General features: G+C 68.4%; 11 protein-coding genes. 2 read left to right on the top strand and 9 right to left on the bottom strand.

Annotated features, from left to right (window positions below; all coding sequences use genetic code 11):
* Positions 1-70: 70 nt before the first annotated feature.
* The 7 genes from FHS74_RS28305 to FHS74_RS28275 all read right to left on the bottom strand — a co-directional run bounded on the left by FHS74_RS28305 (position 71) and on the right by FHS74_RS28275 (position 6,375).
* The gene (locus FHS74_RS28305) at positions 71-1,045 is read right to left on the bottom strand and encodes a PDR/VanB family oxidoreductase (protein ID WP_184807617.1); all 975 of its coding nucleotides are present in this window, start codon (positions 1,043-1,045) and stop codon (positions 71-73) included.
* Positions 1,046-1,075: 30 nt separating this feature from the next.
* Entirely contained in the window at positions 1,076-1,843 is a 768-nt protein-coding gene (locus tag FHS74_RS28300; protein WP_184807616.1) for a GntR family transcriptional regulator, read from the bottom strand.
* The gene (locus FHS74_RS28295) at positions 1,840-2,982 is read right to left on the bottom strand and encodes an aromatic ring-hydroxylating dioxygenase subunit alpha (RefSeq protein WP_184807615.1); all 1,143 of its coding nucleotides are present in this window, start codon (positions 2,980-2,982) and stop codon (positions 1,840-1,842) included. Before FHS74_RS28295 ends, FHS74_RS28300 begins: the two co-directional genes overlap by 4 nt.
* A gap of 172 nt (positions 2,983-3,154) precedes the next feature.
* Complete coding sequence (locus FHS74_RS28290; protein WP_184807614.1) at positions 3,155-3,631, bottom strand: hypothetical protein; 477 nt, start codon at positions 3,629-3,631, stop codon at positions 3,155-3,157.
* A 112-nt stretch (positions 3,632-3,743) separates the two neighbouring features.
* Complete coding sequence (locus tag FHS74_RS28285) at positions 3,744-5,435, bottom strand: hypothetical protein (protein ID WP_184807613.1); 1,692 nt, start codon at positions 5,433-5,435, stop codon at positions 3,744-3,746.
* A gap of 364 nt (positions 5,436-5,799) precedes the next feature.
* Entirely contained in the window at positions 5,800-6,039 is a 240-nt protein-coding gene (locus tag FHS74_RS28280; RefSeq protein WP_184807612.1) for a hypothetical protein, read from the bottom strand.
* Positions 6,040-6,042: 3 nt separating this feature from the next.
* Positions 6,043-6,375: a hypothetical protein gene (locus tag FHS74_RS28275; RefSeq protein ID WP_211106599.1), complete on the bottom strand. Its 333-nt coding sequence runs from the start codon at positions 6,373-6,375 to the stop codon at positions 6,043-6,045.
* Positions 6,376-7,007: 632 nt separating this feature from the next.
* On the opposite strand from FHS74_RS28275, the gene FHS74_RS28270 reads away from it, so the two are divergent.
* Both FHS74_RS28270 and FHS74_RS31240 read left to right on the top strand, forming a co-directional pair.
* Positions 7,008-7,733, top strand: a complete 726-nt coding sequence (locus tag FHS74_RS28270) for a response regulator transcription factor (protein ID WP_211106598.1) — start codon at positions 7,008-7,010, stop codon at positions 7,731-7,733.
* Entirely contained in the window at positions 7,720-9,123 is a 1,404-nt protein-coding gene (locus FHS74_RS31240) for an ATP-binding protein (protein ID WP_184807610.1), read from the top strand. The genes FHS74_RS28270 and FHS74_RS31240 overlap by 14 nt, the downstream gene beginning before the upstream one ends.
* Before the next feature lie 71 nt (positions 9,124-9,194).
* On the opposite strand, the gene FHS74_RS28260 is transcribed toward FHS74_RS31240, so the two are convergent.
* Both FHS74_RS28260 and FHS74_RS28255 read right to left on the bottom strand, forming a co-directional pair.
* The gene (locus tag FHS74_RS28260) at positions 9,195-12,221 is read right to left on the bottom strand and encodes a DUF748 domain-containing protein (RefSeq protein ID WP_484549475.1); all 3,027 of its coding nucleotides are present in this window, start codon (positions 12,219-12,221) and stop codon (positions 9,195-9,197) included.
* 120 nt (positions 12,222-12,341) lie between these two features.
* Entirely contained in the window at positions 12,342-14,747 is a 2,406-nt protein-coding gene (locus tag FHS74_RS28255) for an exo-alpha-sialidase (protein WP_246463432.1), read from the bottom strand.
* Positions 14,748-15,084 lie beyond the last annotated feature (337 nt).

Here is a 15,084-nt window from a genome sequence, read left to right as displayed (position 1 = left end):
AAATCTCCGGCGCCCGCAGTCGCGGGCGACAGCGGCACGAGTCAGAATCTCGTGCCGCTGGTATAAGCCCTCACCCTGGCCGGTGCCCGGTGTCCAGCGTGACCGTGCCGGTGGCGCGGGAGACGCAGACGCACATCTGGCGGCCCTCGGCCTTCTGCCGCTCACTCAGGAAGACGTCGCGGTGATCCAGGCAGCCGCCCGCGACATCCAGCACGTCCAGGGCGCAAAGGCCGCACTCGCCCCGCTGGCAGTCATACATCAGGTCGGCGCCGGCCTCCCGCAACGCTGACAGCAGGGTCTGGTCGGCCCGCACCGTCACCTCCACATCCAGGCGCGGCACCCGGGCGACGAAGGGCTGGGCCGGTTGGCCGCCGCCGGCGCCGAAGGTCTCCAGCCGGAAGTCCGCTGGTGGGCGGCCCAGCGCCTCCCACGCCCGCCGCGCCGCCGCCATCATCGGCGCGGGGCCACAAATGTAGACTTCGCCCCCCGGCGCCACCCGCGCCAGTTCCGCCGGGAAGTCGATGAAGCGCCCGTCGGCGTCCACGAACAGCGTCAGACGATCGCCCAGCACGGCGCCCAGTTCCTCGGCATAGGCGAGGTCAGCGGCCCGGCGGGCGGCGTAGAGCAGACGGAAGGGGGCACCACGGCGCGCCAAGGCCCGGGCCATCGACGAAATGGGGGTGATGCCGATGCCACCGGCGATCAGCAGATAGTCGGGCCGGCCGACGGACAGCTCGAAATGGTTCAGGGGCGCGCTGACCATGAGGCGGGCGCCGGGCTCCAACCCCCACATGTAGGCGGAGCCGCCACGGCTGTCGGGCAGGCGCTTCACCGCGATGCGCAGCACCCCGTCGCCCGCCTCGCCCACCAGGGAGTAATGGCGCACATCCGGCTGGCCTTGGATCAGCACCTGCACCTGGATGTGCGATCCCGGGCCATGGGCCGGCGCGGCCCCCTCGGGCAGGATGTCGAACTGCCGAACGCCATCGGCCACGTCACGGGTGGCCAGCAGGCGTGCCGGTCCCCATTCCGCCTTGAAACGCATAGGTCGTTCCTTTCCCGTAACAGTATGTGTTCAGGCCCGCGCGGCGGCCAGGCGCAGCAGCGACCCGGCGGGCAGCCCGGCCAGGCGGTCGCCGTCGTCCAGGGCGGCGCGCAGGCGCCGCTGGGCCACGCGGGCATGCTCGGCGGCCAGCGCCGCCGCCCGCGCGCCCTCGCCCCGGCCGATGGCCTCCAGCAAAAGGCGGTGCTGGTCCTGGGCGATCACCAGGGTGTCGCGGCCCACCGGTTCGGTCGCGTGCAGTTGCACGAAGGCGGACGGGCTGGCGAAGGGCTGGGCGGCCGCCTGCTCGATGGCGCGGGCGACCACGGTGCTGCCCGACAAGCGGGTCAGTTCCTCATGGAAAAAAGCGTTGAGCTGGACGTAGGCATCAAAGTCGGCCTCGCTCAGCGCGGGCCGGCCCACCACCCCGTCCAGCGCCGCGACGCAGTCGCGCAACGGGGCGAGGTCAGACGCCGTGGGGCGGCGTTCGGCCGCCAGGCGGGCGGCCAGCCCCTCCAGCGTGCCGCGCACCTCGATGGCGTCGGCCAGATCGGCGGCGGTGAAGGCGCGGACGACGAAGCCGCCGGTGGCGCCAGGCGCCACCAGCCCCTCTTGCGCCAGCCGCTCCAGCGCCAGGCGCACCGGCGTGCGCGAGACGCCCAGCCTGTCCACCATGGCCGGTTCCGACACGCGCTTGCCGGGGGGCAGGTCCCCCGCCAGGATCAGTTCGCGCAGGCCCTGCTGGGCGCGCACGACCTGCATGCCCCGGCCCTCATCCTCCGCCACCCGTTCCCGTGTCATTCGGCGGCCTCCGCCGCCTGTCCCCGCCCGGCGGACCGGTCGTCTTCGGCCGCTATCATGCGATCGATCAGGCGGCGGGCCCACATGCCGCCGGCGTCGATGTTGAGGTTGTAGAAGCGGCGGTCGGGGTGGCTTTCAATGGCGCGCTGCTGCGCCTCCAAGACCTCCTCATCCTCGCCGAAGATGCGGTGCACGCCCTCGCGCAGCTCATGGGTCAGGCGCTGTTCGGTCACGCGGTAGTTGCGGCAGAAGGCCCAGAAGTAATGGCAGCTGCCATCCGCCTGCGGCGTGATGGTGTTCAGCACATAGCCGTTGACGCCCTGGCTGCGGTCGCCCTCCGGCGCGCCGGTGCCAGCCGGGGCCACGCCGACATCGATGGCGATGGTGCAGGGCGCCTCGAACCGGATGATCTGCCAACGGTCGACCCGGCCGGGCTTGCCCAGCTGGGCGGCCCAGAAGGGCGGCGGCTCAATGTCGTGCATCCAACGGGTGACGGTCGCCGTCTTGTCCGTGTGCGTCACCTGGAAGGGCGACTCCGCCACCGCCTCATTGCCGATGCTGGAGCCATGCACGAAGGTTTCGTGCGTCAGGTCCATCAAATTGTCCAGCACCAGGCGGTAGTCGCACTTCACCGTGATCAGCCGGCCATCGCCGGCCCAGTCGGGATCGTGGTTCCAATGCAGGTCGGGCACCAGGGCGGGGTCGGCCAGGGCCGGATCCCCCATCCACACCCACAGGAACCGGTGGCGTTCCACCACCGGATAGGCGCGCACGCAGGCCGCCGGGTTCAGCGTTTCCTGGGAGGGCATGTGGGTGCAGCGGCCGGTGGCGGCGTATTCCAGGCCATGGTAGCCGCAGCGCACCCTGTCGCCCACCAGCCGGCCCTTGGACAGGGGCGCCAGGCGGTGCCAGCACGCGTCGTCCAACGCCACGGGCGTGCGGTCCTGCTGGCGGTAGAACACCAGCTGCTTGCCGCAGATGGTGCGGGCGAACAGGGCCCGGCCCACCTCATGGTCCCAGGCGGCCGCGTACCAGGCATTGTCCGGCCATGCCTTGGCCGGTGCCGTCTCACCGGATACCAGCGACCGGCCGGTGACCCAGCCAGCCCCCTCGGCCTGAGCGCGATTGTCCTGAACCATGGCGCCATCCCTCCCGCATTTGCTTATGGAGCATATGTACCTCAAGGCGCAGATGCATGCAATATGAGTCTTAAATCGAAGAAATCAGCCGACATGGACGTCATTCCTCAATATATGCATACAGCGACTCTTGAGACTGCCAGGGATGGGGCGGCAGGGTGCCGTCAGCCGCCTATGCGCGGCCGGCGCGGGCCGGGACCATTTCGCCCTGCGGCGCATTCACCAGGGCATCGGCGTGATCCAGCAGGTGTTGGCGGATTTGGCGGGCGGACAGGGCGGCATCCGCCAGGGTATGGCTGTTGAACACCGTGCGGTCGCCGTCGGCGCGGCGCAGGCCATGGGCCCACAGGTAGAAGTCGCCGCCGCCGGCATCCACGACGATGTCATCCATGCCGGCACCCAGGCGCTGCATTTCCGCCGGGCTCAGTTCCGCCACGAAGATGATGAAGCGGCGCACGAACCCGTCGTTCTCGCGGTTGATGCGCAGGATGTGGCGGATGCCCTGCTCCATCAGCGCGTTGATGCTGGTGCCATCCAGCGCCGCGCGGATCTTGATCTGCCGCAGCAGGTCCGGTTCCAGGCGGAAGGTGGTCATGACCCGCTGGTCCCCGGGGCGGTCCTTGGTCTTGGCGGTCGCTTTGTCCGGCATGATGATCGTGCTCCTTTCTTCAGGGACGGGCCCACCCATCAAGCTTTCATGATGGCGCGGGCCCCGGGGAAAGGCCCGGCCCCCACGTGGGGGGCCGGGCCGGCGTGAAACCTCAGAACGGGTAGTAGCGGAACGCGGTGTAGACGACCGTGTCGTCGGTGCTGGGGCTGCCGCCGACGCCCTGGAAGATGTCGCGGCGGATGTATTCGCCCTGCATGCCGAACTGCATGGTGCCCATGTTGCCGTGGTAGAATTTCCACCAAAAGCCGGCGGTCGCCTCGCGGACGGAGCGGGTGTTGCCGGTGCAGGCCAGCGAGGAGTTCTCGGTGTAGCAACCGGTGTTGACCGCCAGGCCGTTGCCGTAGCCGTAGGCCTTGCCGGCCACGGTGAAGGCCTTGCTGTCGGCCTGTTCCAAACCGTAGTAGGCGTACAGGTCCCAATCGGTGTTGGGATGGCCGATGACACCGGCCATGGCCGTGACCTCGGTGATGGGCGACAGGTGGCCATAGGGCGAAACGGCCACGTCGGGCAGGCTGGAGGAGCCGTAGCGGCCGACGCCCTGGCCAGCCATGGTGCTCAGTTGGACATCCACATACTTGGGCACCACCGGCAGGATGGCGGCGGCACCGATGCCAAAGCCGGTCTCGGTGTAGTTCTCGCCAGCCACCCGGCTCTGGAACTCACGCGCCAGGCCGAACACCTCGTAATGGCCCCATCCCGGCTCGGCCGCGAACTTCACCACCAGGTCGGGGGCGATGTCGGTGGAGTAATTCGCGGTGCTGTTCAGCAGCGAGCCACCGGTGTTGGTGTAGCTGGCGCTGACCAGCGACGTCGACCCGGTGATCGCGGCCTGCGGGCTTTCCAGCGCCACGCCCAGCCAGTACTTCCGGTCCCAATCCTTGACCACACGCACGCCCCAATTGCGGGTCCAGTCAAAGCCCGCGGCGTACTGGGCGTCCGGCCCCATGGGCAGCGCTTCGGTGCGCGGATCGATCCCCGACTTGTTGGTCGTCACCAGGCTGAAGGACTGGCCCGCCAGCAGGTGCCAGCCGGCGTCCTTCCAGTCGGCCGTCATGTAGCCCTGGCGCAGGCGCGGCACATAGCTGTTGCTCTGACCACTGTTGGACGCGGTGCCAACACCCAGGAAGTCCGCCTCGAAATAGGCGCCCAAATGGGTGTCGGGGCCCACGTCGCTTTCGGCCAGCATGGTCACGCGGCTCTGGCGCGCGCTGCCACGGAACTCACCCCGGTCGTAGTTGGAGGAGTTCTTCAGCGGGATGCTGGCGTAGGGGGTGCCCACGTCGGCGGTCATGTTGCGCGAGCGGTAGATGCTGGCCGCTTCGATGAAGCCACCGAAGGTCAGCTTCACGCCCTTGCCCAGGCGCAGGGCGTTGTCGTTGGGGTCGGTCACCTTCTGCTGCTGGGCGATCTGAGTGGCGGCGGTGGCCGCCTTCTCGGCCGCCGCGCGGGACTCCACCACCGCCTTGGCGTTGGTGTCCTGCTGGGTCGCCAGCGCCTGCAACTGCGTCTGCAGCGCCTGGATCTGCCTGTTCAGCGCGTCGATCTGCGCCTGGGTCGCCACCACCTGGGTGGGCGTGGCGGCGGTCGCGACGGTGGCCGCGGCCTTCTTATGCTTCGTGGTCGTGGCCGTGTCGTCCGCGTGGGCGGCCGTCACCCCACCCATCAGGGCCACCCCCGTCAGGGCGACGCAGGCCGAGGTCATAAGGACGGCGCGCGGAATGGTGCGGCCGGTCCGGATCTGTTGCGGCGAAAGGTTACCCCCGTGCCGCGCTTCAATAGACATTGCTGTCCACTCCCATCTTTTGAATTGGCTTCTTATCCGCACCCGAATGGGCACGATGGCCCTTTAAAGCAGTTGTCGATTGAAGAAATGTGGCGGTCGACTAAAGGATAATTTAGATAACTAAATTGGCTTTTAAGATCTTATGGAGCGAGACAACCGTACTTAACCGGCGACAGTTCGGCCATATATCGAGATATACTGCTATATTACTGTCAGAGAAAACGAGACCAACCGCCGGATTCTGTTGGGGGACGTAACCGGCGGTGGGGCGCGCCTGGGACCCGGGCGACAGTGCGGGGGTCGCCCGGGTCGTTCGGCGGTGCCCCAATTGAAGGTGCGGGGCACCACCGAAATCAGGACTGCCTTAGTTGATGGGCAGCATGGTCTGGGTCATGGCGGCGTCGAGATTGTCGACGCAGCGGTTGTGCTCCCCCGTGCCGGGGGTGAAGCCCACCTCGGCACAGGCCCGGTTCTCCTGCGCCAGGCGCTGGGTCGCGAAGGACGGGCCGGCACACGCCGCGAGACTGCCGCCGATGCCGGCGACCAAGGTGGCAGCGGCCAGGATGGCGGCCAAACGGGGGCTGAGGGCGATGGTGCGGGTCATGGCTTAGTTCCCACCGGTGATGTCGATCGGGTTTTGGGCGGACGCGACGTGGGCGGGGCGGGTGCCCAGCGTCTTGTCTCGGTAATTCAGGACGCACATGGCGTAGTCCGGTGTGTCAGGCTTCAGACCTTGCTGGCCGCACGCCGACTGGCCGGCCACGTCCGCTGCGGCCTGGGCCCGGTTCGTGGCGGCCTCCGCCAGCGACCCCGTCAGGCTGTCCACACAGGCGACATAGTCGGTATTGGGCGCGGCGAGACCCATGGTGTCGCGGCAGACGCGCTTCACCGTATCGATCTGGGCGGCGGGCACGGACGCGGCGTGGGCACCGACCGCCACACCCGTACAGACCAATAAGGCCAAACCACCCCACCCAATCTTCGAATTCCTCAGTATACGCTGCATTTTCCACTCCAACCGCCAAGTGAATGACTGATGGGCCACATGTTACCGGCACCGACTCGGCCATCAACTAAAGCTTAGTTTATTTATTAAAACCAATTTTATGTCCTAACTTGTGCAATACATCCGGAAAATAAAACAATGGTTTACATGATAGAAAAATCCACCTAATAGGAAATCACTAATATGAAAAATTAACGAGATATATGCCATGGTATCGATATAAAATAACGCCTCGATATCACGCTATCCTTCGGAACAAAACCTGACCTCGGACCACTACAGGCTAGTGGCGTATCACGGCGCCCAGATAGGCCAAATTATAATTTTTTTTAGAAATCCATCGGCCATTTTAATTGGCGTCCCTACCGCATTAGGCGGATGTTGCCCATGGCAATGCCCGCTGTCCGTGGGCCGCTGCCACCCGTTTTTCGCCCCGCCCTGAGCGCCGCACCCGCCGGTTTGGTGGTTGTCTGCGGGCCGTCCTTGGGGGATGGTCAGGGGTTCGCCAAACCGCCGTCTCCGGCGGGCTTGGCCCCTGGGCAAACGGGTGACAACGGATCAGACGGATGGACATCGAAACGTTCGACGAACAGGGATGGCCCCCGGTGACCAGCAAAGCTCACATCCTGTTGATCGAGGATGATGCAGAAACCGCCGACGAGATCATCCGCGACATGTCAGACCGCGGTTACATGATCAGCCACGCCGACACCGGCCGGGTGGGACTGGAGCGCGCGCGCGACGGCCGGTTCGACCTGCTGATCCTGGACCGTATGCTGCCCGAGCTGGATGGCCTGTCCGTCATCAGCCAGCTCCGCGCCGAGGAGGTGCGTGTGCCGGTGCTGTTCCTCAGCGCCCTGAATGACGTGGATGAGCGGGTGCGCGGCCTGAAGGCCGGCGGTGATGACTATTTGACCAAGCCCTTCGTCCTGTCGGAACTGGCCGCCCGGGTGGAGGCGCTGCTGCGCCGCCCAGCCGAGCCGCGCACCACCCGGCTGCGCGTGGGACCGCTGGAGCTGGACCTGATCAGCCGCGAGGCCCACCGCGACGGCCGGCCGGTGGAACTGTTGCCGCGCGAGTTCAAGCTGCTGGAATATTTGATGCGCCACCCGGCCCAGGTCATCACCCGCGCCATGTTGCTGGAAGACGTGTGGAATTATCGCTTTTCGCCCCAGACCAACCTGGTGGACGTCCACATCGGCAAGCTGCGGCGCAAGGTGGACGCGCCCGGCGACTTCCCCATGATCTACAACATCCGCAACGTGGGGTTCGTTCTTCGTGAACCTCAGTGAGATCGCGCGCACGACCAGCTTCCGGCTGGCCCTGGTGTTCGCCTGTTTTTTCGCCGGCTCGTCCCTGCTGCTGTTCGCCTTCATCTATTGGCGGGCGACGGTGTTCGAGACCAACCGCATCGACACCCTGATCACCGAGGACGCGCGCACCCTGGCCGGTGAGGACCAGGACGCGATCCTGGCGCTGATCAACACCCATGTGACGGGCGATTTCCACCGTGTGGGCTATGCCGCCCTGTTCGCGCCCGATGGCAACCCTATCGCCGGCAATTTGGACAAGGTGCCGGCCGGCCTGCCCATCGACGGCAAGGTGCACGTGGTGCGGGCCGCCCGCACCGACCTGCCGGCCATGGGGGCCATCGACGTGCGCCTGGCCGCCCTGCGCATCGCCAACGGCAACATCCTGGTCATTGGTCGCAACGGCCAATACATGATCATCCTGCGCGAGGTGGTGGTCCATGCCCTGACCATGGGTGCCATCCCCGCCATGGCCCTGGCGTTAGCCGCCGGCATCTTCCTGGCCTGGCGGACCCAGCAGCGGCTGAAGGCGGTGCACCGCGCGGCGGAACGCATCATGGGCGGCCAAATGCAGGAGCGACTGCCTATCGCCGGGGCGGGTCCGCAGGACGAGCTGGACCGCCTGTCCATCCTGTTCAACGGCATCCTGGATGAGACCGAGCGCCTGATGGGCGAGATCAAGGCGACGGGCGATGAGATCGCCCACGACCTGCGCACCCCTTTGACCCGTGTGCGCGCCCGCCTGGAACGGACCCTCAAGGGCGACATGGACGCCGATGAGACCCGTGAGACGGTGGGCAAGGCCATCGGCGGACTGGACCAGGCCCTGGCCGTCATCACGGCGCTGCTGCGCATCCGCGAGTTGGAGAACAGCAAGCGCCGCCTCGGGTTCGCCACTTTGGACCCGGCGGAGGTCATCCTGCTGATCGAGGAGCTGTACCAGCCCATCGCCGAAACCAAGGACATCTCCTTCACGGTCACGGTGGCGCCGGTGCCCCCGCTGTTCGCCGACCGCGACCTGCTAATGGAGGCGGTGGGCAACCTGGTGGACAATGCGCTCAAGTTCACACCGCCCGGCGGCCGGGTGACCCTGGCGCTGGGCCCGCGCGCGGGGGACGGCGCCACCGTCATCCATGTGGCCGACAGCGGCCCCGGGATCGACCCGCACGAACGCGACCTGGTCTTCTCACGCTTCTATCGGTCCGACCGCACCCGCCACCTGGAAGGTACCGGCCTGGGCCTCAGTCTGGTGGCCGCCATCGCCCGCCTGCACGGCCTGGCGCCCCGGGTGGGTGACAACAACCCGGGCTGCGTGGTGGAGTTGGTGGCGGAGGGCGCGCCGTTGGCCGGCGGGGCGGCGGCCGCTTCCTGACCGGCCACGGCGCCATAGCCGGCTATCGCTGGGTCTGTCCGCGAGCCGCTTCACGCTTCGGGCGACCTGCTCTAATCGCCATCGCCGGCGCTGGCCGCGTCCAGCTTCAGCGGAACCAGGCCCTCATCAGTCGCCCGCGCGACGGTGGCGCGCTGCAGGCGGACCCGCCGGGCGTCCAAGGCGGGGGCCAGCTTGGCCAGGGCGCCGGCCACCGCCGCCGCCCGCGCCTGGGCCAGATTCGACAAGGTCCGCTCATCCACCGGTTCCGTGGCGGCCACCCGCTCACGCAGCGCCGCGACATAGCTGGGCTCATCCACCACCGGGGCCGCCGGGGCTTTCGCGGCCGTCTCCCCCGGCGCGGGGGCGAAGGACAGGCGCAAGGGGGGCAGCTGGTCCGGACCAATGCGCTGTGCGAACAAAGTCTCCAAAAGCGCGCGCTGGCCTTCCAGGGTGTAATGATCCGCCAGATCGTGGGCCAGACGGGCGTCCAGCGCGTCCAGGCGCAGTTGGGGCTTGTCCACCTCCGGGGCCGTGACGCCGGGCACCACCAGGGCCAACTGCGGCCGCGCGGCCAGCGCCTGGGCCAGGTGAAGGATCTTTTCCCGTTCCGGTGGGGCGAGGTCCGCGCGGCCGGGAGCGAAATCGATATGCTCCAGCTTGTCCGCATCCGCCCCGTCGAACAGGGCCGCCAGCGCCCGGAAGGGGGCGGTGACCAGATTGGTCACCAAGGTACCGAACGCCCTGGAAATGACGCTACCGATATCGAAACGCGGGTCCTTGAGGTCGCCGCTGACCGGCAGGTCGACATGGATCCTGCCCTCCTCATCCTTCAGCAGAGCGATGGCCAGGTCCAGCGGCAGGTCCAAGGCGCCGGGCACCGCCACCTTCTCCCCCAGCTTGATGTCACGGATGACGGCGCGGTTGGCGCCATTCAGCTTGCCGCCATCGATCACGTAGCGCAAATCGACGTCCAACCGGCCTTGCGCCACGCGCCGGCCGGCAAATTTCACGGTGTAGGGGGACAGCCCGGGGAATTCGACGTTGCGGAACACCATGGTGACATTGGTGGCCCGTCCGGGATCGAAGGGGATGAGGTGGCCATTGATCGTCACCTCGCCGAAATCGCCGACTTGGCCCCGCAGCGCCAGCCGTGTCGACGAGGTGGGGGCGGAGGTCAGGGCCGCCACCTCCCCCTGCAGGTTGGTGATGTGCGCCGAGAACGGCAGCGGCAGCGAGGCGTCACCATAGTCGGCCTTGCCCGCCGTGATCAGCACCCTGCCCACGCTGACCACCGGCGGTGCGGCCGGCGGCGAAGCGGGCGCCGGCGCTTTCTCCCGCGTCACCGACAGGTGGCTGAAATTGGTGCTCTGGTTGGCCGCCACCTGCAGGCGTAGGTAAGGCGATGCCACGGTGATCTGCGAGATCCGCAGATCATTGGCCGACTGGCGGTACTCATACTGGTCGATACCCAGCCGGTCCCAGGAGACGACGGGCGTGTCGCCCCCCCGCTCCGCCACCGCCAGCGCCCGCACCTCCCCCTTGCCGGCGATGGTGAGGCCATCGGCGGGCTTCAGCGTCACGTCGCTTTCCCCATCCAGCAGGCCGTCGGTGATGTCCACCCGCGCCCACTCACGCACATACGGCTGGGCCGCGGCCAGGCGCAGATCGGACACCGTCACCTTGGCCCGCAGCTGCAGGGCCGGCAGCACCGACACCTCGCCCTGGGCCTTGATCTGCCCGCCGGTGGACAGCCCCGCCGCCAGGGTGACGGGGAACAGCGCTCCCGCCTGGTTGCTCAGGCTCTCGAGGGTGAGGTCGATGGGCGTGACCTCCAGCCGCGCCGGTTCCTGCAGCGCCTGGTCCTCGACCGTCGCCTTGGCCTTGCGGATCTCCACCTTGTCCAGGGTGGCGGACCAGGGGGGCCCCGCATCGGCGGCGGACGTGGCATCGGCCACCGGCGCCGCCGCATCCGCCAACCATGGCAGGGGGGCGAAGCGACCATCCGCCCGCCGCCGCAGGGCCAGGGCCAAGCCATCCACGGTCAGGCTGTCGGCACCCGCCCGCCTCTCCGGCCAGGCCAGACGGCCGCCGCTCAGGCGCAAATCCGGCACGGACAGGAAGGGCGCCGCCGCCCCCGTCTCATGCACCGCCAGGTCGCGCACCGCCAGGCTGAGACGGTTGACCGCCAGGGCGTAGTCGCCATCGGGCCGGCGGCTGACCTGGTAATCCAGGTCGGCGGCGACGGTGCCGGTGGGCACGGCGACGTGCAGGGCGTCACCGAAATAGCGGGCCAGCAGCGGCAGATAGGGGCCCCGCGCCGCCACATGGCCAGCCGACACGATGGGGTTCAAGCCGGATTTGCCGGTCCAGTCCAGGGTGGCGCCCCCTTCCAGCCGAACCTGGATATGCTGCTGTCCCTGCCGTTCGGGCAGGGTGCTGAGGTCATTGAACTCCACGCTCACCGGGCCGACCGTGGTCTTGAACGGCGTGGCCGGCACCTGGTCGGTGAAGTCCGCCGCCGCGTCCACGACGGCCAGATGGTGGACCAGCAGGCGCGGCAAGCCCTGGTCTTTCGCCTCGGGCTCGGCCGCGCCGCCGCCCCGCGCGGCGGCCTGGATCATCCGCCCGACGTTGGTGTCGGCCGCGCCATAGCGGATGAAGGCGCCCTTCAGTCCTTCCAGCCGGATCTCGCCGAAGCCCAAGGCCCAGTGCAGCAGGCCGCTTGGCGCCAGGCGAACGTACAACCGCTCGAACCCCAGCAGGGCGGAACCGTCGGCCTCGGTCAGGCGGAAGCCGCGCAGCTCCACACTCAGGGCGTAGGGGTTGACGCGCACGGTATCCAGCGCCACCGGCCGCTGAAAGGTCCGCTGACCCAGCCGCACGATCTCCCAGCGCAGCAGCGGCGGCGCCACGACGAAGCCCGCCAAGGTATAGAGCGCCAGGAGGAGGAGCACCCAGAAGCGCTTGCGCCTGACGTTCCACCACAAGCGGGGTTCGCCCAGCCGCCGCCGGAAAAGGGCGCCGAGGCGATGCCGCCATCCCGCCCGGGGCGAAGGCGGGGATGATGACGGGGGTGGAAGGGGCGATCGGGTCGGCATGGAATGGGGTCCTGGCTCGTGGACCCCACCCTATAATGACAGAGATGCAAGCGATATCGATTTTAGTGTCCGCCGGCCAACCCGAAAGACACTAACCACTTGGACTATCGCATAATTCCCTTACTTGGGATCGCCATAGACGATGCCGCGGCCATGCGTGCCCACATAGACACGCCCGTACCGCTTGGGATCGCCCGACACCTGCAGGATCAGGCCCCACTGGTGCTGGTCATCGTTGATCCGCACCCAGTGCCGGCCGGCATCGTCGGAGCGGAAGATGCCGCGCTGGCGATCAATGGTGCCCACCAGGTAGAGCGCCGCCATGCCGGCCCCCGGAGCCGGCTGGCCGAAGCCGAAGGCGTGCAACTGCTCCACGCCAGCCACACGGGCGAAGGCGCCACCGGCGGCCGTGCCGTGGTAGAGACCGTCGAAGGCGGCGATCCACAGGTCCCCCCGGGCGCCGGGCGTGGCGTACAGGGCATCCTGGCCGCCACGCGGATCGCCCCGGCCGTTGCGCGCCGCCGCCGGTGTCGGCAGGCCGTTGGGCAAGGTGAATGAACGCGCCTGGAAGTGGGCCGCGCGGTCGGTGCTGACATACAGTTTCCCGTCGAACAGCGACAGGGCATAGAAGGTGTTGGGGTCCACGGCGTCGCCGATCACCCGCACGCCGTCCGGCACCCCCTGGGCCGAGGTCCAGGTCGCCCCCCGGTCGGTGGTGACGTAGGCACCCGACACCAGCCCCTCCTGGGCGCCCTGCGGCGTCCATACCCAGGTGGCCCCGTCGGCTGAGACCGCGACCTTGCCGCGCTGGGCTTCGGGCGTCGGCATCCCGGCCGGCTGCCAGCTACGGCCGCCATCCAGCGAATAGCCGATGTTGGGGGCGGGATAGCGTTCATCGTGGATGCCCACGCGCACCACCACGGCCGGTGTCAGCGGCGCCGACACCACGCTGTCGGTGTTGGCGAACAGCGGCGGCGATGCCGCCCCCTCCGGCGCCGGCTTGTCCAGGTCCCAGTGCACGAACCCGCCATAGTCGCCGATGGCGGAAATCAGCGGCGCGCCCTGGGTCGGGCTGTTGAAGGCCATGCCCACCGTCTCCTCGATGCCGGTGCTCATCACCTGCCAATGGCTGGCCTGCTCCCGGTCCACGGCGCGCAGGTCGAACGTCTCCCACCCGCCATAGCCGGTGGTGAACATCGCATGGTCCGGATTGGCCGGGTCGATCTCGATATCGAACAGCCAGTGGATGGGCGTGGGCTTCACATAGGGCGCCAGGCTGTAGTCATAGACGCCGCCGTTCCGGCCGTCGCCCTGGGGGCCGCCGAACACCGTCTTCCACGTCCGGCCGCCGTCCAGGCTGCGGAAGATGTCCTCGCCCACGCCTGGGTTGGCCCCCGGCTGGCGGCGCCTGCCGAAGGAACTGGCGATCACCACCCGGGGGTCGTGCGCCTCCACCGCCACGGCGGCGTAGCCGAAAGCCAGGCCTTTGGCGGCGTCCGGCTTCTCGGGCGTGATGTCGGTCCATTCGCCACGCTTGGTGTCCAGCTTCCACACGGCGCCATCGGTCATACGGGTGGGGCCCGGGCTGCTGCCGTAGGAAAGGTAGAGCGTGCCATCGCCGGCCAGCACGGCGCGGGTGGGGCGGTTGGCGGTGGGCTGGCCCGGCACCGGCGCCCAGGTCTTGCCACCGTCCGTGCTGCGGAACAGGTTATCCCGGCCCTTCAGCGAGGCGCCGACATAGATCGTGCCGCTGCCCCTCCCACCCTGCCGCGCGCTCCCCGGATCGAAGATCACGAACACCAGGCCGGCGCCGCCGCGTGCCCAGGGGGGGACGCCGGCCGCCCCCTCCTTCGACAGGTCCTCCGTCACGTCGGGGAAGGCGGCGACGCGGCTCCAGCTGGCCGCCCCATCGTGGCTGACCCATAGCCCGTCATGACGGGTGCCGAGGTAGAGGGTGTCGGGATCGTTGGGGTCCACCGCCAGCCGTTCGCCATTGCCGCGGCCGTTCTCATTACCACCGAACTTGATGGGCACGTCGGTGCGGCGGAAGGTTTGCCCCCGGTCGTCGGAGCGCAGGATGGCGCCGTTGGGCGCCAGCGGGTTGGTGTAGGTGCCCAGCGCCAGATAGACCCGGTCGGGGTTGCGCGGATCCAGCGCCATGCTTTCCACCCCCATCAGGTTGGTGTCGGCATAGGACACCCAATCCAGAAGGGGGACCCAGCGCCGGGTCCCCTCATCCCAGCGATAGGCGCCCCCCATGTCGGTGCGGGCGTAGCGCAGGCCGGGCACGGTGGGGTGGAAGAGGATGCCGTCGACGAAGCCGCCGCCCACGATCTGCACGTTCTTCCATCGGTAGGACGCTTGACCCGCCAGCGCCGGCCCGGCGGCGGGGGCCATGGCGGACGGCGCCGCCGCCTGCCGCGGGATGTCGGCCCGGCACCCGGCCAAAGACAGGGCCGCCAGGGCAGTGGTGATGAGCGTCAGGCGGGCGCGTCGCCCCGGTATGATCACGGAGATTTCCAACATGACAGCGTTCCCAACCCGGTTTTGTAATCGTTTTCGGCGCCACTGTTGCCGAAGTTACCGGTAACATCAAGGGTTGGCCGCGTCCTTACCATCGGCCGGCGGCGCTTGACACAGCCCCCCATCCCCGCTAAGCAGCGCCCATCATTGGGGAGTAGCCGCCCGCCGCCTTGGTGCGCGCGGGCGCCGCGTCAACACACTTGGGCCACCGGCGTCCCGTCCGACTGGCCCGTGGCGCGTGCGACCAGCCCGCCGTCATGGCGGGCTGCTGGCGAGACCAGTGGCATGTCGCGTCCGCCCAGGCCGGGCCGGGCGCGCATTGCTGCTGTCGCTTGCCTGG

This window comes from Nitrospirillum iridis, from assembly GCF_014205765.1.
Taxonomy (GTDB): domain Bacteria; phylum Pseudomonadota; class Alphaproteobacteria; order Azospirillales; family Azospirillaceae; genus Nitrospirillum; species Nitrospirillum iridis.
The sequence above is the reverse complement of the archived record's forward strand: the minus strand, read 5'-3'. Positions and strand labels throughout refer to the sequence as shown.